The sequence below is a fragment of the Micrococcus sp. TA1 genome (assembly GCF_014199555.1).
Lineage (GTDB): Bacteria > Actinomycetota > Actinomycetes > Actinomycetales > Micrococcaceae > Citricoccus.
Map to the genome: position 1 here is coordinate 930176 of NZ_JACHNW010000001.1, position 19577 is coordinate 949752.

Annotated in this window: 20 protein-coding genes and 1 tRNA gene; 15 read left to right on the forward strand and 6 right to left on the reverse strand. The window is 72.2% G+C overall.

The features are described 5' to 3' along the window. Positions 1 to 128 precede the first annotated feature (128 nt). The 12 genes from rimM (at position 129) to GGQ69_RS03930 (ending at position 9940) form a co-directional block, all read left to right on the forward strand. The gene (gene rimM, locus GGQ69_RS03875; RefSeq protein ID WP_183524852.1) at positions 129 to 686 is read left to right on the forward strand and encodes a ribosome maturation factor RimM; all 558 of its coding nucleotides are present in this window, start codon (positions 129 to 131) and stop codon (positions 684 to 686) included. After that, positions 683 to 1402: a tRNA (guanosine(37)-N1)-methyltransferase TrmD gene (trmD, locus tag GGQ69_RS03880; RefSeq protein WP_183524854.1), complete on the forward strand. Its 720-nt coding sequence runs from the start codon at positions 683 to 685 to the stop codon at positions 1400 to 1402. The genes rimM and trmD overlap by 4 nt, the downstream gene beginning before the upstream one ends. A gap of 243 nt (positions 1403 to 1645) precedes the next feature. Then, on the forward strand, positions 1646 to 2020 hold the full coding sequence (gene rplS, locus GGQ69_RS03885; protein WP_010145118.1) for a 50S ribosomal protein L19: 375 nt from the start codon (positions 1646 to 1648) through the stop codon (positions 2018 to 2020). Between the two features lie 118 nt (positions 2021 to 2138). Next, positions 2139 to 2744, forward strand: a complete 606-nt coding sequence (lepB, locus tag GGQ69_RS03890; RefSeq protein ID WP_183524856.1) for a signal peptidase I — start codon at positions 2139 to 2141, stop codon at positions 2742 to 2744. A 34-nt stretch (positions 2745 to 2778) separates the two neighbouring features. Continuing rightward, positions 2779 to 3519: a signal peptidase I gene (gene lepB / locus GGQ69_RS03895; RefSeq protein ID WP_183524858.1), complete on the forward strand. Its 741-nt coding sequence runs from the start codon at positions 2779 to 2781 to the stop codon at positions 3517 to 3519. Further along, entirely contained in the window at positions 3516 to 4322 is an 807-nt protein-coding gene (locus GGQ69_RS03900; RefSeq protein ID WP_255459413.1) for a ribonuclease HII, read from the forward strand. The genes lepB (GGQ69_RS03895) and GGQ69_RS03900 overlap by 4 nt, the downstream gene beginning before the upstream one ends. Next, positions 4319 to 4645 carry a DUF2469 domain-containing protein gene (locus tag GGQ69_RS03905; protein ID WP_183524860.1) on the forward strand — a complete coding sequence of 109 codons (327 nt, stop codon included), beginning with the start codon at positions 4319 to 4321 and terminating at the stop codon, positions 4643 to 4645. The genes GGQ69_RS03900 and GGQ69_RS03905 overlap by 4 nt, the downstream gene beginning before the upstream one ends. Positions 4646 to 4760: 115 nt before the next feature. Next, complete coding sequence (locus GGQ69_RS03910) at positions 4761 to 5165, forward strand: YraN family protein (RefSeq protein WP_141566095.1); 405 nt, start codon at positions 4761 to 4763, stop codon at positions 5163 to 5165. Next, positions 5162 to 6766, forward strand: a complete 1605-nt coding sequence (locus GGQ69_RS03915; protein WP_255459414.1) for a YifB family Mg chelatase-like AAA ATPase — start codon at positions 5162 to 5164, stop codon at positions 6764 to 6766. The genes GGQ69_RS03910 and GGQ69_RS03915 overlap by 4 nt, the downstream gene beginning before the upstream one ends. Further along, complete coding sequence (locus tag GGQ69_RS03920; RefSeq protein ID WP_183524862.1) at positions 6763 to 8007, forward strand: DNA-processing protein DprA; 1245 nt, start codon at positions 6763 to 6765, stop codon at positions 8005 to 8007. Before GGQ69_RS03915 ends, GGQ69_RS03920 begins: the two co-directional genes overlap by 4 nt. Positions 8008 to 8111: 104 nt before the next feature. Then, positions 8112 to 9203, forward strand: coding sequence for a tyrosine recombinase XerC (locus GGQ69_RS03925; RefSeq protein ID WP_183528270.1), 1092 nt, complete (start codon positions 8112 to 8114; stop codon positions 9201 to 9203). Positions 9204 to 9436: 233 nt separating this feature from the next. Further along, positions 9437 to 9940 carry a DUF3145 domain-containing protein gene (locus tag GGQ69_RS03930; RefSeq protein ID WP_029139283.1) on the forward strand — a complete coding sequence of 168 codons (504 nt, stop codon included), beginning with the start codon at positions 9437 to 9439 and terminating at the stop codon, positions 9938 to 9940. A 114-nt stretch (positions 9941 to 10054) separates the two neighbouring features. Here the strand turns inward: GGQ69_RS03930 and fabF are convergent, their stop codons facing one another. The 6 genes from fabF to aceE form a co-directional block, all read right to left on the reverse strand. Then, positions 10055 to 11302: a beta-ketoacyl-ACP synthase II gene (fabF, locus tag GGQ69_RS03935; RefSeq protein ID WP_183524864.1), complete on the reverse strand. Its 1248-nt coding sequence runs from the start codon at positions 11300 to 11302 to the stop codon at positions 10055 to 10057. 144 nt (positions 11303 to 11446) lie between these two features. Continuing rightward, on the reverse strand, positions 11447 to 11692 hold the full coding sequence (locus GGQ69_RS03940; protein WP_010145104.1) for an acyl carrier protein: 246 nt from the start codon (positions 11690 to 11692) through the stop codon (positions 11447 to 11449). A gap of 107 nt (positions 11693 to 11799) precedes the next feature. Further along, entirely contained in the window at positions 11800 to 12855 is a 1056-nt protein-coding gene (locus GGQ69_RS03945; protein ID WP_183524866.1) for a beta-ketoacyl-ACP synthase III, read from the reverse strand. Positions 12856 to 12910: 55 nt separating this feature from the next. Beyond that, positions 12911 to 13843: an ACP S-malonyltransferase gene (locus tag GGQ69_RS03950; protein ID WP_183524868.1), complete on the reverse strand. Its 933-nt coding sequence runs from the start codon at positions 13841 to 13843 to the stop codon at positions 12911 to 12913. 137 nt (positions 13844 to 13980) lie between these two features. Next, on the reverse strand, positions 13981 to 15171 hold the full coding sequence (locus GGQ69_RS03955; protein ID WP_183524871.1) for a CdaR family transcriptional regulator: 1191 nt from the start codon (positions 15169 to 15171) through the stop codon (positions 13981 to 13983). 152 nt (positions 15172 to 15323) lie between these two features. Continuing rightward, positions 15324 to 18074 (reverse strand): pyruvate dehydrogenase (acetyl-transferring), homodimeric type, encoded by a 2751-nt coding sequence (gene aceE / locus GGQ69_RS03960; protein WP_183524874.1) that lies wholly within the window; start codon positions 18072 to 18074, stop codon positions 15324 to 15326. Between the two features lie 296 nt (positions 18075 to 18370). On the opposite strand from aceE, the gene GGQ69_RS03965 reads away from it, so the two are divergent. The 3 genes from GGQ69_RS03965 to GGQ69_RS03975 all read left to right on the forward strand — a co-directional run bounded on the left by GGQ69_RS03965 (position 18371) and on the right by GGQ69_RS03975 (position 19534). Beyond that, entirely contained in the window at positions 18371 to 18754 is a 384-nt protein-coding gene (locus tag GGQ69_RS03965) for a DUF3052 domain-containing protein (RefSeq protein ID WP_183528272.1), read from the forward strand. A 9-nt stretch (positions 18755 to 18763) separates the two neighbouring features. Beyond that, positions 18764 to 19252 (forward strand): redoxin domain-containing protein, encoded by a 489-nt coding sequence (locus tag GGQ69_RS03970; RefSeq protein ID WP_183524877.1) that lies wholly within the window; start codon positions 18764 to 18766, stop codon positions 19250 to 19252. Positions 19253 to 19458: 206 nt separating this feature from the next. Continuing rightward, positions 19459 to 19534, forward strand: a tRNA-Val gene (locus tag GGQ69_RS03975). The last annotated feature ends 43 nt before the right edge of the window (positions 19535 to 19577 follow it).

The following is a 19577-nucleotide window of genomic DNA, read 5'->3' on the forward strand; positions in this document are numbered from 1 at the left end:
CCGCCCCGGCCCCTGCCGGTTGCATGACATGATGGCCCGTGTCCGGATCCGTCCGGGCGCGGGCCATTGCCGTCCCCGGGCCGGACCGTCCGGCCGCCCCCGCACCACCAGTGAGAGGAACCCGCGCCATGCCCGAGAGCACCACCAGCCCACAGGACAGCGTCCGGGTGGCACGGATCGGGAGGCCGCACGGCATCCGCGGTGACGTCACCGTCCAGCTCTACACGGACGACCCGGAATCGCGCTTCGTGCCCGGGGCCGTGCTCGAGGGGCGGAGGGGCTCCGGCGGCCGGGACGGGAACCTGACCGTCGTCCGGGCGCGCTGGAACAAGGACATCCTGCTGCTGGCCTTCGACGAGGTCACCGACCGCAACGGTGCCGAGGAGCTGCGCGGCACCGAGCTGTTCGCCGCCCCGGACGAGCCGGGGGAGGACGAGGGCTGGTACGAGGAGGACCTGATCGGCCTCTCCGTCGTCGTCGACGGTGCGCGCGTCGGTGCCGTGAGCGGCCTGGTCACCGGGGAGGTGCAGGACCTGCTGCAGGTGACGCTGGACTCCGGGGCCGAGGCCCTGGTGCCCTTCGTGGAGGAGATCGTGCCGGAGGTCGACCTCGATGCCGGCACCGTCACCCTGGACCCGCCGCCCGGGCTGCTGACCCTCAACGAGCAGGAGCCCGGACAGCCGTGAGGATCGACGTCGTCACCATCTTCCCGGAGTACCTCTCGGCCCTGGACGTCTCGCTGATCGGCAAGGCCCGCCGCGACGGACTGCTGGACATCCACGTCCACGACCTGCGCGAGCACACCGTCGACCGCCACCGCACCGTGGACGACACCCCGTACGGCGGAGGCGCCGGCATGGTGATGAAGCCCGAACCGTGGGCGCTGGCGCTCGAGTCCATCGCCGAGGCCGGCCGCGCGGCCTCCCTGGACCGTCCCGTCCTGCTGGTCCCGACCCCCTCGGGCCGGCCGTTCCGTCAGTCCCTGGCCCAGGAGCTGTCCGGCGCGAGCCATCTGGTGGTGGCCTGCGGGCGGTACGAGGGGATCGACGAGCGGGTCTTCCACTGGGCGCGTGAGCTGTTCGACGTGCGCCTGGTGTCCCTGGGTGACTACGTCCTCAACGGCGGGGAGGTCGCCGCGCTGGCCATGATCGAGGCCATCGGTCGCCTGGTGCCCGGAGTGGTCGGCAACCCCGAGTCCCTCGTGGAGGAATCGCACAGCGACGGCCTGCTGGAGTACCCGGTCTACACCAAGCCCGCCTCCTGGCGCGGACACGAGGTGCCCGAGGTGCTGCTCTCGGGAGACCACGGACGGGTGGCCGCGTGGCGCCACGCCCAGCAGCTCGAACGTACCCGGGCCCGCCGCCCCGACCTCTTGCCCGCCGCGGAGGCCGACGCCGGCTGACGCCGGCCGCCGGCTGACGCCGGCTGGATGCCGGCCCGCGGATCTGGCATAATGGGCCGCTGTGTCAACTGGACATCCGACCTGCCACAGGGGGCGGATGCCGACAGTATGGCCAGCCGGCGCCCAGCAGGGGCAGACCGGTCGACAGCCTGGGCACGCCCATCCCGTCACCCCGCACCGGGGTCACGGCCGGCGCGCCACCGATCACGTGGATGACCTGTGGCGTCCACCAGGAGTATCAGCATGCATATCCTCGACTCCCTCGATGCCGCCTCGCTGCGCAACGACGTCCCCGACTTCCGTCCCGGTGACACCGTCAAGGTGCACGTGAACATCGTCGAGGGCAAGACCGCCCGCGTCCAGGTGTTCCAGGGCTTCGTGATGGGCCGCCAGGGCCACGGCGTCCGCGAGACCTTCCGCGTCCGCAAGGTCTCCTTCGGCGTCGGCGTGGAGCGCACCTTCCCGGTGAACTCCCCGGTCATCGACAAGATCGAACTCGTCACTCGCGGTGACGTGCGCCGCGCCAAGCTGTACTACATGCGCGACCGCCACGGCAAGGCCGCCAAGATCAAGGAGAAGCGCGACTTCGCGACCTCCAAGGGCAACAAGAAGGCCTGATCGGCCCCACGTGCCTGAGTCGCCGCGCACCGGGCGCCGGTCCCCGTCGGGGGGCCGGCGCCCTTCGCGTACCCCGGCCAGCGCCGACCGTCGTCGGGCCCCACGCTGGGCCCTGCCCGTGGCCGCGGTGGTCCTTGCGGCGGTGCTGGCCTCGGCCCTGCTGCGCAGCACCGTCGCGGAGCTGTACCTGATTCCCTCCGGTTCCATGGAGCCCCTGCTGCGCGAGGGGGACCGCATCAGCGTGGACCGGGAGGCCTATGCCTCGGCGCCGGTGGAGCGCGGCGACGTGGTCGTGGTGGACGGAGAGGGCAGCTTCGCCCCCTACGACTCCCGTCCGGCCCCGGTGCGATGGGGCGGCGACGCCCTGCAGTGGCTGGGGCTGGCCCCGGACACCACCGCCTACGTCAAGCGGGTGGCCGGCGTCGGGGGGGACACGGTGAGCTGCTGCACGGCGGCCGGACTGCTCGAGGTCGACGGCCGCCCGGTCCCCGAGTACTACCTGGCCGGACCGCCCCCGGCCTCCCGGATCGAGTTCACCGCCGAGGTCCCCGAGGGCCGGCTGTTCCTGCTGGGGGACAACCGCCACGCCTCCGAGGACTCGCGGTCCCTGCTCGGCGCCCCCGGCGGCGGGATGATCCGGGAGTCGATGGTCCTCGGCAGGGTCGATGCCGTCGTCTCGCCCCCCGGCCGCCGGGAGGACATTCCGGCGGGGGACGGGCGGTAGAGTGGACAGCCGGACCAGCGGAGAGGACAGCGAGATGGCCCAGGACAGCAGCGACGGAACGGCCACTCAGCCGTCCTCCGGTCGTCGGCTCTGGCTGGCCGTGCGCGAGATCGTCCTGATCGTCCTGATCACCATCCTGGCCTCGTTCCTGGTCAAGACCTTCCTGTTCCGCGCCTACTACATCCCCTCCGGTTCGATGGAACAGACCCTCCAGGTCAACGACCGGATCTTCGTCAACCTCCTGGTGCCCGGTCCCTTCGAGGTCGACCGGGGGGACGTCATCGTCTTCCAGGACACCAAGGGCTGGCTCGGTGAGCCGGTCCCGCAGCCCGCCAACCCGGTGCGCGAGGGCCTGGAATTCATCGGCCTGATGCCGGACTCCTCGGAGCAGCACCTGGTCAAGCGCATCATCGGCATGCCGGGGGACCGCGTGGAATGCTGCTCGGACACCGGCCAGCTGACGGTGAACGGAGAGCCCGTCGAGGAGCCGTACCTGCACCCGGGGTCAGCGCCCTCGGACATGCCCTTCGACGTCACTGTCCCGGAGGGGCACGTCTGGGTCATGGGCGACCACCGGGACGCCTCCGCCGATTCCCGCCTGCACCAGCAGGGACCCGGCAACGGCTTCATCAGCCTGGACGATGTCACCGGCCGCGCCGAGGTGATCGCCTGGCCCCTCAGCCGCTGGGGGGACGCCGGTGGCGACCGGGACGCCTTCGACTCCGTCCCCGAGCCAGACCCGGCGCTGACCGGAGCCGGCGGCGGGACGGAATGAGCACGACCCCAACCACCCGCACCGCCCGTCGGCCCGCACGCCGCCGGACCGTGACGATGCCCGGCCTGGACGTGGAGTCCTCGCTCGTCGCCACCCGGCTGGCAGGGGACACCGTCCCCGGGGCCCTGGTCGCCGGCATGGACGAGGTCGGCCGGGGAGCCCTGGCCGGACCGGTGAGCGTCGGCGTGGTGGTCGTGCGCCTTCCCGACGCCGGCCCCGTCCCCGGGGTGCGCGACTCCAAGGTCCTGAGCCCCGCGCGCCGTGAGGCGCTGGTCCCGCAGGTGCTCGCCTGGGCGGCCGCGGCCGCCGTCGGGCACGCCGAGCCGGCAGAGATCGACCGGTACGGGATCACCGCGGCCCTGGCCCTGGCCGGACGCCGGGCCTGGCACCGCGTGGTCCAGGACCTGGGGGCACCGCCGGACGTGGTGCTGCTGGACGGCCGGGACGACTTCCTGCCCAGGGCGCCGCTCGATGCGTGCCGCGCCCTGTCGGCCGGGCCGGGCCGGGTGCACCTGCAGGTCAAGGCCGATGCGACGTGTGCGACCGTGGCCGCCGCCTCCATCCTGGCCAAGGTCGAGCGGGACGGACTGATGATCCGGCTGGCCCGGGAACATCCCGTCTACGGCTGGGAGGGCAACAAGGGCTACGCCGCGGCCGGCCACCGCCAGGCCCTCATCGAGCGCGGTCCGAGCCCGCACCACCGGCTGAGCTGGCGGCTGGTGCCGGAGCCGGTGGCCGCCGAGCAGCCCGTCCTGTCATGGGACGTCCCCGGTGAGGGGACCGGGGGAGAATGGACGGCATGAGCGGCGACGAACTCGAGAACTACGAAGCCGAGATGGAGCTCCAGCTCTACCGGGAGTACCGGGACGTGGTCAGCCTGTTCCGCTACGTGGTGGAGACCGAGCGTCGGTTCTACCTGGCCAATGCCGTGGAGCTCACGGCGCGGTCCGAGGGCGGGGAGGTCTTCTTCGAGGTGCTCCTGGAGGACGCCTGGGTCTGGGACATCTACCGGACCGCCCGGTTCGTCAAGCGCGTGCGGGTCCTCAGCTTCAAGGACGTCAACGTCGAGGAACTGCCGCAGCGCGACGACCTCCAGTTGCCGCAGGACGGTCCGGCACTGGGCTGATCCGCTCCGCCCGCTCCTCCACATCCCGCCCCCTGCGGGTCTCCATCCCCAGTCGGGCCCTCCCGGGGCCCACACCGCCCCCGCCCGCGTCAGGCTGGGTGGTGGAGGTGGAGCAATGGAACACTCTGCAATGTCGCGCACCGGATCCGGGGCATCGGCGGCCCACACGGCGCTCGGCCGGTTCGGCGAGGACGTGGCCGCCCGGTGGCTCGAGGACCAGGGCTACCAGCTGGTCGACCGCAATTGGCGCGGCACGGGCGGTGAACTGGACCTCGTGGCGATCCACCAGGGCTGGTGGGTGGCCGTGGAGGTCAAGACCCGGCGAGGCACGGGGTTCGGCCACCCGTTCGAGGCGATCAGTCCCCGCAAGCTCAGACGCCTGTACCGGCTGGCGCACCAGTGGGGTGCGGCCCATCCGGAGGCGGGGAGGCTGGCGGGCTGGCGGGTGGACGCCGTCTCGGTGCTGCTGCCCTCCGGCGGGGGACTGAGCGTCGAGGTGCTCCGGGACGTCCGGCCATGAGCAGGACACCGGTCATGGGCCGGACCCTCGCCGTGGCCCTGACCGGCATGCACGGCCACCTGGTGGAGGTGGAGGCGGACATCGGCCAGACGCTGCCGGGGTTCGTCCTGCTGGGCCTGCCGGACCAGTCCCTGCAGGAGAGCCGGGACCGCATCAAGGCCGCCTCCCGGAACTCCGGACTGCCCCTCACCCGGCGGCACCTCACCGTGAACCTGGTGCCCGCGGCGCTGCACAAGCGCGGGCCGGGCTTCGACCTGGCCATCGTCATGGCCTCGTATGCCGCGGACGGCCAGGTGCGCCACGTCGACGGCGCCGTGTTCCTGGCCGAGCTGGGCCTGGACGGCCGGCTCCGCCACGCGCCGGGCATCCTGCCCAGCGTGATGGCCGCCGTGGACGCCGGTTACCCGGAGGTCGTCGTGGCCGAGGAGTCCGTGGACGAGGCCAGCCTGGTCCCCGGGGCACGGGTGCGGGGGTACAGGACGCTCCATGACGTCATCCGTGCCTTCGGTGGCGTCCCGGAGGCGCCCCCGCTCACCGCCGTGATGCCCCCGGGGCCGGCGGCCCCGGTCGAGGACCGACCGGGCACCGGTGCGGACGCCGCGGACGGGGCTGGGACCTGGGCCGGTGCGGCCGCGGACCTGGCCGACGTCTCGGGGCAGTACGAGGCACGGTTCGCCCTGGAGGTGGCGGCGGCCGGGGCCCACCACCTGTTCCTGGAGGGCAGTCCGGGTGCCGGCAAGACGATGCTGGCCGAACGGCTCCCCGGGATCCTGCCGCCCCTGGACGACCGCACGGCACTGGAGACCACCGCGGTGCGGTCCCTGGGCGGGGGAGCCCGGGAGGCGACGGGCCTGGTCCGCAACCCGCCGTTCCAGTCTCCCCACCACTCGGCCTCCATGGCCTCGCTGGTCGGGGGCGGCTCCGGGGTGGCGCGGCCCGGGGCGGCATCCCTCGCCCACGGCGGGGTGCTGTTCCTGGACGAGGCCCCCGAGTTCGACCGGCGTGTCCTCGACGCCCTGCGCCAGCCGCTGGAGTCCGGGACGGTCACCCTGCACCGTTCCGGCGGGACGGTGCGCTACCCGGCCCGGTTCCAGCTCGTGCTGGCGGCCAACCCCTGCCCGTGCGGGTGGGGAGCCGGCCGCGGGAGCCGGTGCCGGTGCACCTCTCTCCAGCGCCGGCGGTATTCCGGCCGCTTGTCCGGTCCGTTGCTGGACCGCGTGGACATCCAGGTGACCGTGCCCGCCGTGGATGCCTCGGCACTGACCTCGGGTCCGGCCGGGGAGGACTCGGCCACCGTGCGCGGGCGCGTGCTGGCGGCCGTGCGGCGGCAGCACGAGAGGCTGGCCCCGCTGGGGCTGACCCGCAACGCGCACGCTCCCGCCACCCTGCTGAGGGACGGCCCGCTGGCCGTGGACCCGCGAGCGCGCGCCGCCGCGGATGCCGCCGTGGACCGGGCCGAGCTCACCGCACGAGGTCACGCGCGGGTCATGCGCCTGGCCTGGACGGTCGCCGACCTGCGGGGCGCGGACCGGCCGGGGGCCGGGGACGTGGACACGGCCCTGTACCTGCGCCGCCGCAACGAGGGTGAGGAGGCCGCGTGAGCACCGAACGGGCCGGACACGCCGAGCGCATCGCCCGGGCCGCCCTCACCCGGTTGGTGGACCCCGGGGACGTCCTCGGCCTGTCCGCGGTCCGGGTATGGGGTGCCGTGCGGGCCCTCGACCTCCTCACCGGACGGGACCAGCCGAGCGCGGACGAGCGCCAGGAACTCTCCCTGTCCGTGCAGTCCGCCGGGACCCCGCTGACGAGCCGAGGCTGGCGGAACGGGCGGGAGCGCTGGAACGCCCGGTCGGGGACGCTCGCCCCGGAACGCGACCTGGAGACACTGCACCGCCTGGGCGGCGGCCTGCTCATCCCCGGCGACCCGGGGTGGCCCCCGGCCGTCGAGGACCTCGGGCCGGCGGCACCCGTGGCGCTCTGGTACCGCGGGACCGGGGGGATGCCCCGGGCGGAGAGGACCCTGGCCGTCGTCGGCAGTCGGGAGGCGAGTGCCTACGGACGGACGGCGACCCGCATGCTGACCGGGGGGATCGGTGCACGGTGGATCACGGTGATGTCCGGTGGCGCCTACGGGATCGACGCCCTCGCCCACCAGACGGCCCTGGGCTCCGGCACGGGGGAACCCGCCACGGTCGCCGTACTGGCCGGCGGACTCGACCGCTTCTACCCCGCCGGCAACGAACAGCTCCTGCGGGACGTCGCCTCGAGTGGACTGCTGCTGTCCGAGATGTCCCCGGGGACCAGCCCCACCCGGCACCGCTTCCTCCAGCGCAACAGGCTCATCGCCGCGCTGTCCGGGGCCGTGCTGGTGGTCGAGGCCCGCTGGCGATCCGGCGCGCAGAACACCGCGGGCCATGCACTCGGACTGGGCCGCGACCTCGGTGTGGTTCCCGGCCCCATCACCTCGGCCACCTCGGCCGGGTGCCACCGCCTGCTGCGGGAGTCGCCGGCGGTGATCGTCACCCAGGTCGAGGAGGCCCTGGAACTGCTGCCCGGAGGCCTGGTGGCCGGATCCGGTCCGGGCACACCGGGGCAAAGGACCCCGGGGACCGGGCCCTCCGGTGGATCCGGTGGCGCAGCGGACGACCGGCCGCATGACCACCTGACCGTGGAGGAGCTGCTGGTGTACGAGGCGTTGCCGTTGCGCAACGCGGCACCGGTGGACCGGCTCTGCTCGGTGGCCGGGCTGGGTCCCGGGACCGTCCTGGGAGTGCTCCAGAAGCTGCACCGTCAGGGTCTGGCCGACCAGCAGGCGGCCGGGTGGCGGCGGCGATCCGGCTAGTCCGGACCTGTCGGTGGCAGAGTGGGACCATGTCCGCCACGCCAGATGCCGCCACCCCGGAACGCTCCCGCCCGCCACGGTTGTCGCAGCGGGATCGGTCCTGGGTGGAGGGGTTCGCCGAGTATCTGGTGCATGAGCGGAACCGGTCCCCGCAGACCGTCCGCGCCTACGTCTCGGATCTCGAGGGACTGGTCCGGGACATCGCCGGGCACGCGGGGCTGCCGGTCCAGGACGGTGCCCTGCCGGACGTCCTGGGGGAGATCGACCTGCCGGACCTGCGCGGGTGGCTCGGACGCCTGGCTCTCGCCGGGCGGTCGCGTTCCACGCTGGCACGGAAGGGGGCCTCCGTGCGCGTCTTCATGGCCTGGGCGGTGCGCGAGGGGCACCTGGACCAGGACCCGTCACTCCGGCTGACCTCCCCGAAACGGACCGGCACCCTGCCGGATGCCCTCAGCGCCGACCAGGCCGGACGGCTGCTGGACGCCGCGGGCCAGGCCGCAGGGGCAGGAGGGGGTCGGGCCGCGGGGCAGGAACCACACCGGACCGCGGGACAGGCCACTCAACGGGCGGCAGACCGACCACCCGGGCCCGGCCCGGGGCGGGCGCGGGCTGAGGAGGCGCAGGTCACGCACCGCTCGGGACCCCTCACCGTCGAAGAGGCCCGCCGTCGCGCCGTCGCGATGCGTGACGCCGCGATCCTCGAACTGCTCTACGCCACGGGCCTGCGGGTCTCGGAACTGGCCGGACTGGACCGCGCGGACGTGGACCATGAGCGGCGCACCCTGAGGGTCACCGGCAAGGGCGGCAAGCAGCGCACCGTGCCCTTCGGGGTGCCGGCCGGGACCGCCCTGGGCCGGTGGCTGGACCAGGGCCGGCGACACCTGGCGGAGGCCACGGGTTCCGAGGGGCCTCGCCACGAGGACCCGCTGTTCCTCGGCGTGCGCGGGGGGCGCCTGGGCGTGCGCCAGATCCGGGAGATGGTGAACACCTCCCTGGCCGCCCTGGGGGACACCTCCGCCAGCGGGCCACACGTGCTGCGCCACACGGCCGCCACCCATCTGCTGGACGGCGGCGCAGACCTGCGCAGCGTGCAGGAGCTGCTGGGCCACTCCTCGCTGCAGACCACCCAGCTCTACACCCACATCTCCATCGAACGGCTGCGCGAAGGATACCGCCAGGCACATCCGCGGGCGTGAAGCGTCGACCGGCGGGTCGCCCACACCGCGGTATTGGCCCACGTGACGTTGATGATGCACAATGGTGCGGAGGAGCACACGAGGGACAATCGCAAGGCTGACCTCGGACGCTTTCCGAGAACTGAACATCGAGAGGACATGCGGCGCTGGTCGCATCCTCCGGGAGCCGGAACAGGCTCCCCCGCCTGTGGGGTCGTTGGGGAAGACGTACCGCACAGCACTGGGAGGAACGTATGTCTGAAACCATGGTCCGTGGAATTCTGTACATCCACTCGGCCCCTGCCGCACTGTGCCCCCACATCGAGTGGGCCGTGGGGTCGGTTCTCGGTGCGCAGGACCGCCTGGAATGGTCGGCGCAGCCGGCCGCCCAGGGAGCCTACCGTGCCGAGATCGGGTGGACGGCAGCCCAGGGCAGCGGTGCCCGGTTGGCCTCGGCGCTGCGGGGATGGGCCCACCTGCGGTACGAGATCACCGAGGAGGCCTCGCCGGGCTGCGACGGCAGCCGCTGGTCCCACACCCCCGAACTGGGCATCTTCCATGCCACCACGGACGTCACCGGCAACATCATGGTCTCCGAGGACCGGATCCGGTACGCCTACGAACAGGCCAACGGCGATCCCTCGGCCGTCTTCCACGAACTCAGCCTGGCCCTGGGTGAGGCCTGGGACGAGGAGCTCGAGCCCTTCCGCCAGGCTGCCGACGGCGCCCCGGTGCGCTGGCTGCACCAGGTCGGCTGACCGACCGCACCCCACCACCCCTTCCAGTCACGACGAGGCCCGCCAGGTGATCCTGGCGGGCCTCGTCGTGTGTGCCGGTCGGCGGATGCGCCGGACCGTCCGGCCGCGGCGGGATCAGACGCTGCGGAAGACGGAGACGGCGTTGTGGCCGCCGAAGCCGAAGGAGTTGTTCACGGCGACCCGCTGGCCCTCGGGGAGCTGGCGGGGGGTCCCGGTCACCACGTCCAGCGGGATCTCGGGGTCCTGGTTCTCGAGGTTGATCGTCACCGGCGCCTGGCCGTGGTAGACCGCCAGGACCGAGAGGACGGACTCGATGGCCCCGGAGGCGCCCAGCAGGTGACCGGTCTGGCTCTTCGTGGCCGAGACGGGCACCGCGTCGAGATGCCCGGCGAACACGGACTTCATCGCCAGGTACTCCGGCCGGTCACCCACCGGGGTCGAGGTCGCGTGGGCGTTGACGTGGCTGACGTCCTCGGGGGAGGCCCCGGCGGACTCGAGGGCTGCCCGGAGGGCACGGGCGGCACCCAGGCCCTCCGCCTCGGGAGCGGTGATGTGGTAGGAGTCCGAGGTCACGCCGGAGCCCGCCAGTTCGGCATAGATCCGGGCGCCGCGGGCCCGGGCGTGCTCCTCGGACTCGATCACCAGGGCACCGGCGCCCTCGCCGAGCACGAAGCCGTCGCGGTCGCTGTCGTAGGGGCGGGAGGCGCGCTCCGGCTCGTCGTTGCGACGGGAGAGCGCCTGCATGGCTGCGAAGGCGGCGATCGGCAGCGGGTGGATGGCGGCCTCGGTGCCCCCGCAGACCACCACGTCGGCCTGACCGCTGCGGATCAGCTGGAGGGCCAGGTCCATGGCCTCGGTGCCGGACGCACAGGCCGAGACGGGGGTCCGGGCGCCGGCGCGCGCACCGAGGTCCAGGCTGATCGCGGCCGCGGGCCCATTGGGCATGAGCATGGGCACGGTCATCGGCAGCACGCGGCGCGGACCCTTGTTGCGCAGGGTGTCCCAGCCGTCCAGCAGGGTCCAGACGCCGCCGATGCCGGTGCCGAAGGCCACGGCGAAGCGATCCGGGTCCACGGTGCCCTCACCGGTCAGGCCGGCGTCTGCCCAGGCCTCGCGGGCGGCAACCACGCCGTACTGCGTGGTGGGGTCCATCCGCTTCATCTCGACCTTGGTGAGCGAGTCGGCCACGGGCGAGCTCAGCTGGGCGGCGAACGTCACCGGCAGCTCGTACTCGGCGACCCAGTCCTGTTCGAGGGGGCGGGCACCGGGCGTTCCGGCCAGGGCGTTCCGCCACAGGGTGGGGACGTCGCCGCCGATCGGTGTCGTGGCACCGAGCCCGGTGATCACGGCTGTGCGGTTCATGTGTCTGCCTTCGGTCGTCAGGGTCGGTGGACCCGGAAAGTGATTCGGGGCCGGCTGGGTCGCAGGCGGCCGGGGTGGTGGCGACGGCCGGTCAGGAGGTCTGGTCCACTGGGGACTGGACCCCCTGACCGCGGCCGGCCGGTGTCAGGCCTGTGCGGCCGCGATGAACTCGACGGCGTCGTTCACGGTCTTGAGGTTCTTGACTTCCTCGTCCGGGATCTTGACGTCGAACTTCTCCTCGGCGTTGACCACGATGGTCATCATGGAAATGGAGTCGATGTCCAGGTCATCGGTGAAGGACTTCTCCAGCTGGACCTCTTCGGTCTCCAGGCCGGTCTCCTCGTTGACGATCTCGGCCAGTCCGGCGAGGATCGCTTCCTTGTCTGCCATGTCAGGCTCCTTTCGGGACGCACTCGTCCACTGGGGTGGTAATCGGTGGTGTTCGGGATACTCCGTCGTCCGGCGGACGAGGAGGTCTGTGGGGGGCGGCCCCGGGCTCAGGGGAGCCGGACCACCTGGGCGCCGTAGACGAGCCCGGCGCCGAAGCCGATCTGCAGGGCCAGGCCGCCGCTGAGGGAGGGGTCCTCCTCGAGGACGCGGTGCATCGCCAGCGGGACCGAGGCCGCCGAGGTGTTGCCGGTCTCCTTGATGTCCCGGCCGATGGTGACCGTGTCCGGGATCTTGAGCTGTTTGGCCAGCTCGTCGATGATCCGCTCGTTGGCCTGGTGGGGCAGGAAGGCCACCAGGTCGCCCGGGGCGACGCCGGCCTTGTCCAGGGCCTCCTGGGCCACCTTGGCCATGGACCAGACCGCCCAGCGGAACACGCTGGGGCCGTCCTGGCGCAGGGTCGGCCAGAGCCTGTCCTCGGAGTTCGTCAGGGCCGAGGTGTCCCCGGTCCGCCGCGCGGTCTCGGCGGCGTCGCGCAGGTCCAGCAGGGACCGGGTCATGCTCACGGTGTCCCAGCGCTCCCCGTCCGAACCCCACACGCTGGGAGCGATCCCGGGCTCGTCGGACGCGGCGATCACGACGGCGCCGGCGCCGTCGCCGAGGATGAAGGAGATCGAGCGGTCGGTCTCGTCGATGATGTCCGAGAGCTTCTCCGCCCCGACCACCACGACGTTGCGCGCCATGCCGGAACGGACCAGGGCATCGGCCTGGGCCACGCCGTAGCAGTACCCGGCGCAGGCGGCGGAGATGTCGAAGGCCGGTGCCGGGGTCGCGCCGAGGTTGTGGGCCAGGGCGGCGGCCACGGAGGGCGTGGCATAGGGGGAGGTGACGGTGGAGACGATGACGGCGTCGATGTCCGCTCCGGTCAGCCCGGCCTTCTGCACGGCCTCCTGGGCGGCCTCGGTGGCCAGGTCGAGCAGGGAGGTCTCGGCGTCGGCGCGCCGGCGGGTGACGATGCCGGTGCGCTTCTGGATCCACTCGTCCGAGGAGTCGATGGGACCGGCGATGTCGTCGTTGGTCACCACCAGGTTGCCGCGCGCGGCCCCGACGGACAGGATCCGGCTGCCGGTGGCCGGCACGTACTGGTTCAGGGTGGGGGTGGTCATCTGGTCCTCGACGTTCTGCTGGAGGTCTGGGCGTGCGGTGCGGGCGGGAGCCCGGTCACTCGTGGGTGGTGGTGTGCTCGGCGATGAACGCCCGGGCGGCGTCCAGGTCCTCCGGGGACTTCAGCGCGAGCGTGGGCGTGCCCTTGAGGGCGCGCTTGGCCAGTCCGGTCAGGGTGCCGCCGGGCAGCAGTTCCAGGATGCCGGTCACGCCGGAGGCCTGCAGGGTCTGCATGCACAGGTCCCAGCGCACGGGGCGGGTGACCTGGTCCACGAGCCGGTCCACGACCTCCCGTCCGGATCCCACGGCCTCGCCGTCGCGGTTGGACAGCAGCGTCACGGCAGGATCGGCGGGGGACAGCCCGTCGGCGAAGGCCTTCAGGTCCGGCACGGCCGTGGCCATGTAGGGGGTGTGGAAGGCACCGGCCACCTTCAGGGCGATGACGCGGGCCTTGGCCGGCGGTTCGGCCGCCAGGGCGGCCAGGGACTCCAGCGAGCCGGCGGCGACGGTCTGGCCGCCGCCGTTGGCATTGGCCGGGACGAGCCCGTGGGCTGCGAGCGCGGCGAGCACCTCGTCCGGATCGCCACCGAGCACCGCGGACATGCCGGTCGGCTCGGCGGCCGCCGCGGCGGCCATGCCGGTGGCACGGATGCGGACGAACTCGAGGGCCTCGGCGGCGGGAAGCACGCCGGCCAGCGCGGTGGCGGTGATCTCGCCGACGGAGTGCCCGGCCGCGACCCACCCCTGTGCGGGCAGATCCTTCAGGCCGAGGGCACGGGCGGAGAGCAGGCCGGCCGCCACGATGAGCGGCTGGGCGACGGCGGTGTCCTTGATGGTCTCCTCGTCGGAGACGGTGCCGTGGCCGGTCAGGTCGACGCCGGTGGCCGTGGACCACTCGGCCAGCAGGCCGGACATCCCGTCCAGTTCCAGCCAGGGCGCCAGGAACCCGGGGGTCTGGGAGCCCTGTCCCGGGCACACGATTGCAAGCATGCCCTCTACTGTGTCAAAACCGTGACCTGGTTCCGGGGCGGTAGCGGTACCAAGCTCCGCGCGTCGTTTTGGAGGTTTCCTACAAGAGCCATGGGCCGCTCCCGCCGCCCGGCCGGGGCGCCCGCGGCGGTTCGTCGCTAGCCTGCCTCGTCAGGAGGGTATAGCCGGCCCACCGCGAGCGCGGTCTGCAGCACGTAGGCGTCCCGCGGGTTCAGGGGGTCCCAGCCGGTGATCTCGCTGACCCGGCGCAACCGGTAGCGCACCGTGTTGGCGTGGATGAACAGCTCCCGGGCGGTGCCCTCCAGGGAATGACCCAGCTCGCAATAGGTGTCCACGGTCTCCAGCAACGAGTTGCCGGCGGCCCGCAGGGGGGCGTGGACCCGCTGCACCAGCGTCTCGACGGCGGTCCGGTCGCCGTTCAGCGCGCGCTCCGGCAACAGGTCCTGGGCGTGGGTGGGCCGCAGGGCGCGCGGCCAGGCGGCGGCCGCGGCCAGTCCGGCCAGGGCCTCCCGGCCGCTGCGGTGCGCTTCCACGAGGGAATCGGTCACCGGGCCGTAGACCACGGGCCCCTCGCCGAACCAGGGACTCAGGGCACCGGCCGCCCGGGTGGGGTCGCTGACCCCGCCGAGCACCAGCACGAGCCGTTCGGCCTGGACGCCGACCAGGATGTCGAATCCCGAGCGCGCGGCGGTGCGCCGCATCCCGGACAGCCGGGTGGGCAGCTCCGCCTCCGGAGTCCGGCCGGCCATGACCATGACGGAGTTCCCGCCCTTCCAGCCCGCGGCCGCGGCCCGGGAGAGGATCTCGTCCGGTCCCTCCCCGCGCAGCACGGCGTCCAGCAGCACCGCCTCGTTGCGGCTGTCCCAGGCGCCCCGGGTCTCCGCGGCGCGGGCATAGACGTCGGCCAGGGCGAAGGCGATCTCCCGGGAGTACCGCAGCACCGCCTCGCGAACCAGGGTCTGGTCGCGGTCCTGCACGATGCCCGGCACCTGGGCCTCGACCACGTCGACCACGGTGCGGATCAGCTGCAGGGCCCGCTGCAGGCTGATCGAGCGGGTCAGTTCGGTGGGCGCCCCGCCGAACACCTCGCCGAGCACCGTGGTCATGGTGGTGGAGGGCCGCTCGAACCAGGACAGGAACCCGGTCAGGCCGCGCTGGGCGATCAGCCCCAGGGAGGACCGCTCGTCCGGGGTGAGCTGACGGTACCAGGGCAGCGTGTTGTCCAGCCGCTGCAGGGTGGCGGTGTTGAGTGCCCCCAGGTGCGCCCGGAGACGGCGCAGGGACTCCTCGGAGACCTTGCGGGGTGGGGTGATGCGCGTCTCGGACATGCTGACGAGCATAGGCGGGACCGGCGCCGCCGGGCGGCCCGTGACCGGCGCGTCGTTGTGGGGAACCGACAACGACGGCGGCCGGTGAGGTGCGCTGTGCACCTCACCGGCCGCCGTCGCCGGGGCCCGGGCCCGGGCCCGTCACCGGGTGATCAGGCGTCTCCGCCCGCGTTGCCGGTGGTGCCGGCGTTGACGTCGTCGAGCCGGTACTGCGCGAAGGCCTTGGCCGCGGTCCCGGCCTCGACCTTGCCGTCCTTCTCCAGCATCTGCAGGGTCTTGACGACCATCGAGTGGGTGTCGATGAGGAAGTAGCGGCGAGCCGCGGCGCGGGTGTCCGCGAAGCCGAACTCGTCCGCACCCAGGGTGGCGAAGGGGTTCGGGACGAACGGCCGGATCTGGTCCGGGACCAGGGTCGCGTAGTCGGTGGTCGCGATCACGGGACCCTCGGTGTCCGCCAGCTTCTGCGTGATGTAGGGGACGCGGGCGTTGCCCTCCGCGTTCTCCAGCGCCTCGCGCTCGGCGGACACGGCATCGCGCCGCAGTTCGTTCCAGCTGGTCACGGACCACACGTCGGCGGACACGCCCCAGTCCTTGGCCAGGATCCTGGCCGCGTCGATCACCCAGGGCAGGGACACGCCGGAGCCCATGAGCTGGGCCTTGGGGCCCTCACCCTCGCCCCGGCTGTAACGGTAGATGCCCTTGAGCAGTCCCTCCACGTCCAGGTTCTCCGGCTCGTCCGGGTGGATGATCGGCTCGTTGTACACCGTGAGGTAGTACATGACGTTGCGGACGTCCTCGCCGCGGTCATGGTCGCCGTACATGTCCTCCAGGCCCTGCCGCACGATGTGGGCGATCTCGTAGGAGAACGCCGGGTCGTAGTGCTTCACGGCCGGGTTCGTCCCCGCGAGGATCGGGGAGTGGCCGTCCATGTGCTGGGTGCCCTCGCCGGCGAGCGTGGTCCGCCCGGCGGTGGCGCCGATCACGAAGCCGCGGACCAGCTGGTCCCCGGCGGCCCAGAAGGAGTCGCCCGTGCGCTGGAAGCCGAACATCGAGTAGAAGATGTACACGGGGATCATCAGCTCGCCGTGCGTGGAGTAGGACGAGCCCACCGCGGTCAGCGCCGAGGTGGCGCCGGCCTCGTTGATGCCCACGTGATAGAGCTGTCCCTGCGGGGACTCCTTGTAGGACAGGAACAGGTCCCGGTCCACGGAGAGGTAGTTCTGGCCCTTGGGGTTGTAGATCTTGGCCGTCGGGAAGAACGAGTCCATGCCGAAGGTGCGGGCCTCGTCCGGGATGATCGGCACGATCCGCTTGCCGATGTTCTTGTCCCGCATCAGGTCCTTGAGCAGGCGCACGAAGGCCATGGTGGTGGCGGCCTGCTGCTTGCCGGTGCCCTTCCTGGCGTGCTTGTACGTGGATTCCGGCGGCATCGGGATCTTGTCGTGGTCGTCACGGCGCTCCGGCAGGAAGCCGCCCAGTGCCCTGCGCCGCTCCATCATGTACTGGATCTCCGGCGCGTCCGGGCCCGGGTGGTAGTACGGCACGTTGTACGGATCGGCTTCGATCTGCTCGTCCGTGACGGGGATGCGGTGGCGGTCGCGGAACTTCTTGACGTCCTCCACCGTGAGCTTCTTCATCTGGTGGGTGGCGTTCTTGCCCTCGAAGGACGAGCCCAGGCCGTAGCCCTTGACGGTCTGCGCCAGGATGACGGTGGGCTTGCCCTGATAGTCCATGGCGGCCTTGTAGGCGGCGTAGACCTTGTTGTAGTCGTGGCCGCCGCGCTTGAGGCCCCAGATCTCGTCGTCGCTCATGTCCGCGACCATCTCCTTGGTCACCGAGGACCGTCCGAAGAAGTGGTCGCGCACGAAGCCGCCGGACTCCGCCTTGTAGGTCTGGTAGTCGCCGTCGAGGGTCTCGTTCATGATCCGGACGAGCTCACCCTCGTCGTCCTTGTCCAGCAGCTCGTCCCACTCGCGGCCCCACAGGACCTTGATGACGTTCCAGCCGGCACCGCGGAAGTAGGCCTCCAGCTCCTGGATGATCTTGCCGTTGCCGCGGACCGGGCCGTCGAGGCGCTGCAGGTTGCAGTTGATGACGAAGGTCAGGTTGTCGAGCTTGTCGTTGGCGGCGATGTGCAGCGCGCCGCGCGACTCCGGCTCGTCCATCTCCCCGTCCCCGAGGAAGGCCCAGACGTGCTGCTGGGAGGTGTCCTTGATGCCGCGGTTGTGCAGGTAGCGGTTGAACTGGGCCTGGTGAATCGCGTTGATCGGGCCCAGTCCCATGGACACGGTGGGGAACTGCCAGAAGTCCGGCAGCATGCGCGGGTGCGGATAGGACGGCAGGGCGTTGCCGGCCTTGGACTTCTCCTGGCGGAAGCCGTCGAGGTCCTCCTCGGTCAGCCGGCCCTCGAGGAAGGCGCGCGCGTAGTTGCCGGGGGAGGAGTGGCCCTGGAAGAACACCTGGTCGCCGCCGCCGGGATGGTCCTGGCCGCGGAAGAAGTGGTTCAGGCCCACTTCGTACAGGGTGGCCTGGCCGGCGTAGGAGGAGATGTGCCCGCCCACGCCGACACCGTCGCGCTGGGCGCGCTGGACGATCATGGCGGCGTTCCACCGCAGGTAGTTGCGGTAGCGGCGCTCCAGTTCCTCGTCTCCGGGGTACTCGGGCTCCTGGTCCACGGGGATGGTGTTGACGTAGTCCGTGGTGGTGACCATCGGAACGCCCACGGACTTGGTCCCGGCGCGCTGGAGCAGCTGGCGCATGATGTATTCCGCGCGCTCCGTGCCGCGTTCCTCGACGAGTCCGTCGAAGGACTCGATCCACTCTGCGGTCTCCTGGGGATCCTTGTCCGGCAACTGGTTCGTCAGGCCGCTCAGGATATGGGAGCTCTCTTCAGCTGCGCTCACGGCAACCTCTCTGTCGGCGGATCATGTCCGCAGTATCTGTGGCCCGGACCCGTCCGGGGTCAGCCGTCCGGGGCAAGTCAGACCGGCCCATTGCTTCCACGTCCGACTGTAACGCCTGCGGACCTTACGGTGGAGTCCAATACATGGACATGGCCCGGTGCTACGGGGCGCAGTAATCTGGGTGGGATGATGCCCGCTTGGTCATCACGGAAACTGCAAGGAGAGATGTGAACCAGCCAGACTCCGCCCCCGCCGTCGGGCGTATTGCGGAGACCAGCGTCGGACCCGCCGCCCGGATGGGGCTGTCCGAAGGCCAGCTGGTCCAGGAACTCGGCTTCGACGAGGACATCGACTTCGACTTCCGGGACGCCCTGGAAGACGAGATCGGCACCGAGTTGCTGACCGAGGAGGACCAGGATCCCGTAGACGCCGTCGTCCTGTGGTGGCGCGCCTCCGACGGTGACGTCGAGGACCTCGCCGACGCCCTGATGGACGCGCAGACCTCGCTCGACGCCGGGGGCGTGCTGTGGTTGATGACGCCGCGTAACGGGCGTGAGGGCCACGTCCTGCCGGCCGACGTCGCCGAGGCGGCGCCGACCGCCGGGCTCCACGTCACCACGACGGCCGGGGTTTCCGCGGACTGGACCGCCTCGCGCCTGGTCGGCAAGCGCAACCGGTGAGCCCTCCCGGTGGCTGAGGCCCCCGCCCTGCGGGACCAGCACGGACAGTCCTGGCCGTGGCCGCCGCTGGCCCCGGATCCGGGGCCGCCCGAGGGGGCCGACGGCGCCTCCGTGCCGTCCCGCTGCTGGCTCTTCTTCCTGCCGGGGGCCTTCACGCCCGTGTGCACCGCCGAGCTGGGCTGGGTGGACGAACTGGCCGGGCGCCTCGCCCCGGCCGGGATCGGGCTGCGGGTGATCAGTTGTGATTCCGCGCCCGTGCTGCGCGCCTTCGGCGACGCCCACGGGGTGCGCACCCCCCTGCTCTCCGACTTCTGGCCGCACGGCGCCGCGGCGCGGCGCGTCGGTGCCTTCGACGACCGCTCCGGACGCGCCCGGCGCACCAGCGTCCTCGTCGACGCCGCGGGCCGGGAAATGCGGCGCGTCGAGGCGGCGCCGGGGCAGGAACGACGGCTGGCCGACCACCTGTCCGGCGACGGGGTGGGGCCGGACCGGGACTGAGGAGACCGTCCGGTGCGGCCCGTCGGTGGTGGAGGGGCCGGCGCTGTCGTCGTCGAGCAGGTCGTCGAGGACGAGGGGGTGACCCCGGGCGCCCCCTCGAAGCGCCTGGAGCGGGGGTGAGGAGCCCTGCGGTAACCTGTGATGGCACGCGCACCCTGCTCGTCGAGGCCCTGGGCCGAGCCGCCGCCGGGGTCCGACCTGCATGAGGGCCTTTAGCTCAGCTGGTAGAGCACTGCGTTTACACCGCAGGTGTCGTCGGTTCGATCCCGGCAGGGCCCACCACGTCCTCGACCCACCACTCCCTCTCCGTCGACTGCCGGACCAG

Bases quoted from the DNA above. Each gene is read 5' to 3' on its own strand.
- rimM (WP_183524852.1), top strand. From the start codon at position 129: ATGCCCGAGAGCACCACCAGCCCACAGGACAGCGTCCGGGTGGCACGG.
- rplS (WP_010145118.1), top strand. From the start codon at position 1,646: ATGCATATCCTCGACTCCCTCGATGCCGCCTCGCTGCGCAACGACGTC.
- lepB (WP_183524858.1), top strand. From the start codon at position 2,779: ATGGCCCAGGACAGCAGCGACGGAACGGCCACTCAGCCGTCCTCCGGT.
- GGQ69_RS03900 (WP_255459413.1), top strand. From the start codon at position 3,516: ATGAGCACGACCCCAACCACCCGCACCGCCCGTCGGCCCGCACGCCGC.
- GGQ69_RS03905 (WP_183524860.1), top strand. From the start codon at position 4,319: ATGAGCGGCGACGAACTCGAGAACTACGAAGCCGAGATGGAGCTCCAG.
- GGQ69_RS03910 (WP_141566095.1), top strand. From the start codon at position 4,761: ATGGAACACTCTGCAATGTCGCGCACCGGATCCGGGGCATCGGCGGCC.
- GGQ69_RS03915 (WP_255459414.1), top strand. From the start codon at position 5,162: ATGAGCAGGACACCGGTCATGGGCCGGACCCTCGCCGTGGCCCTGACC.
- GGQ69_RS03930 (WP_029139283.1), top strand. From the start codon at position 9,437: ATGTCTGAAACCATGGTCCGTGGAATTCTGTACATCCACTCGGCCCCT.
- fabF (WP_183524864.1), bottom strand. From the start codon at position 11,302: ATGAACCGCACAGCCGTGATCACCGGGCTCGGTGCCACGACACCGATC.
- GGQ69_RS03940 (WP_010145104.1), bottom strand. From the start codon at position 11,692: ATGGCAGACAAGGAAGCGATCCTCGCCGGACTGGCCGAGATCGTCAAC.
- GGQ69_RS03945 (WP_183524866.1), bottom strand. From the start codon at position 12,855: ATGACCACCCCCACCCTGAACCAGTACGTGCCGGCCACCGGCAGCCGG.
- GGQ69_RS03950 (WP_183524868.1), bottom strand. From the start codon at position 13,843: ATGCTTGCAATCGTGTGCCCGGGACAGGGCTCCCAGACCCCCGGGTTC.
- GGQ69_RS03955 (WP_183524871.1), bottom strand. From the start codon at position 15,171: ATGTCCGAGACGCGCATCACCCCACCCCGCAAGGTCTCCGAGGAGTCC.
- GGQ69_RS03965 (WP_183528272.1), top strand. From the start codon at position 18,371: ATGGGGCTGTCCGAAGGCCAGCTGGTCCAGGAACTCGGCTTCGACGAG.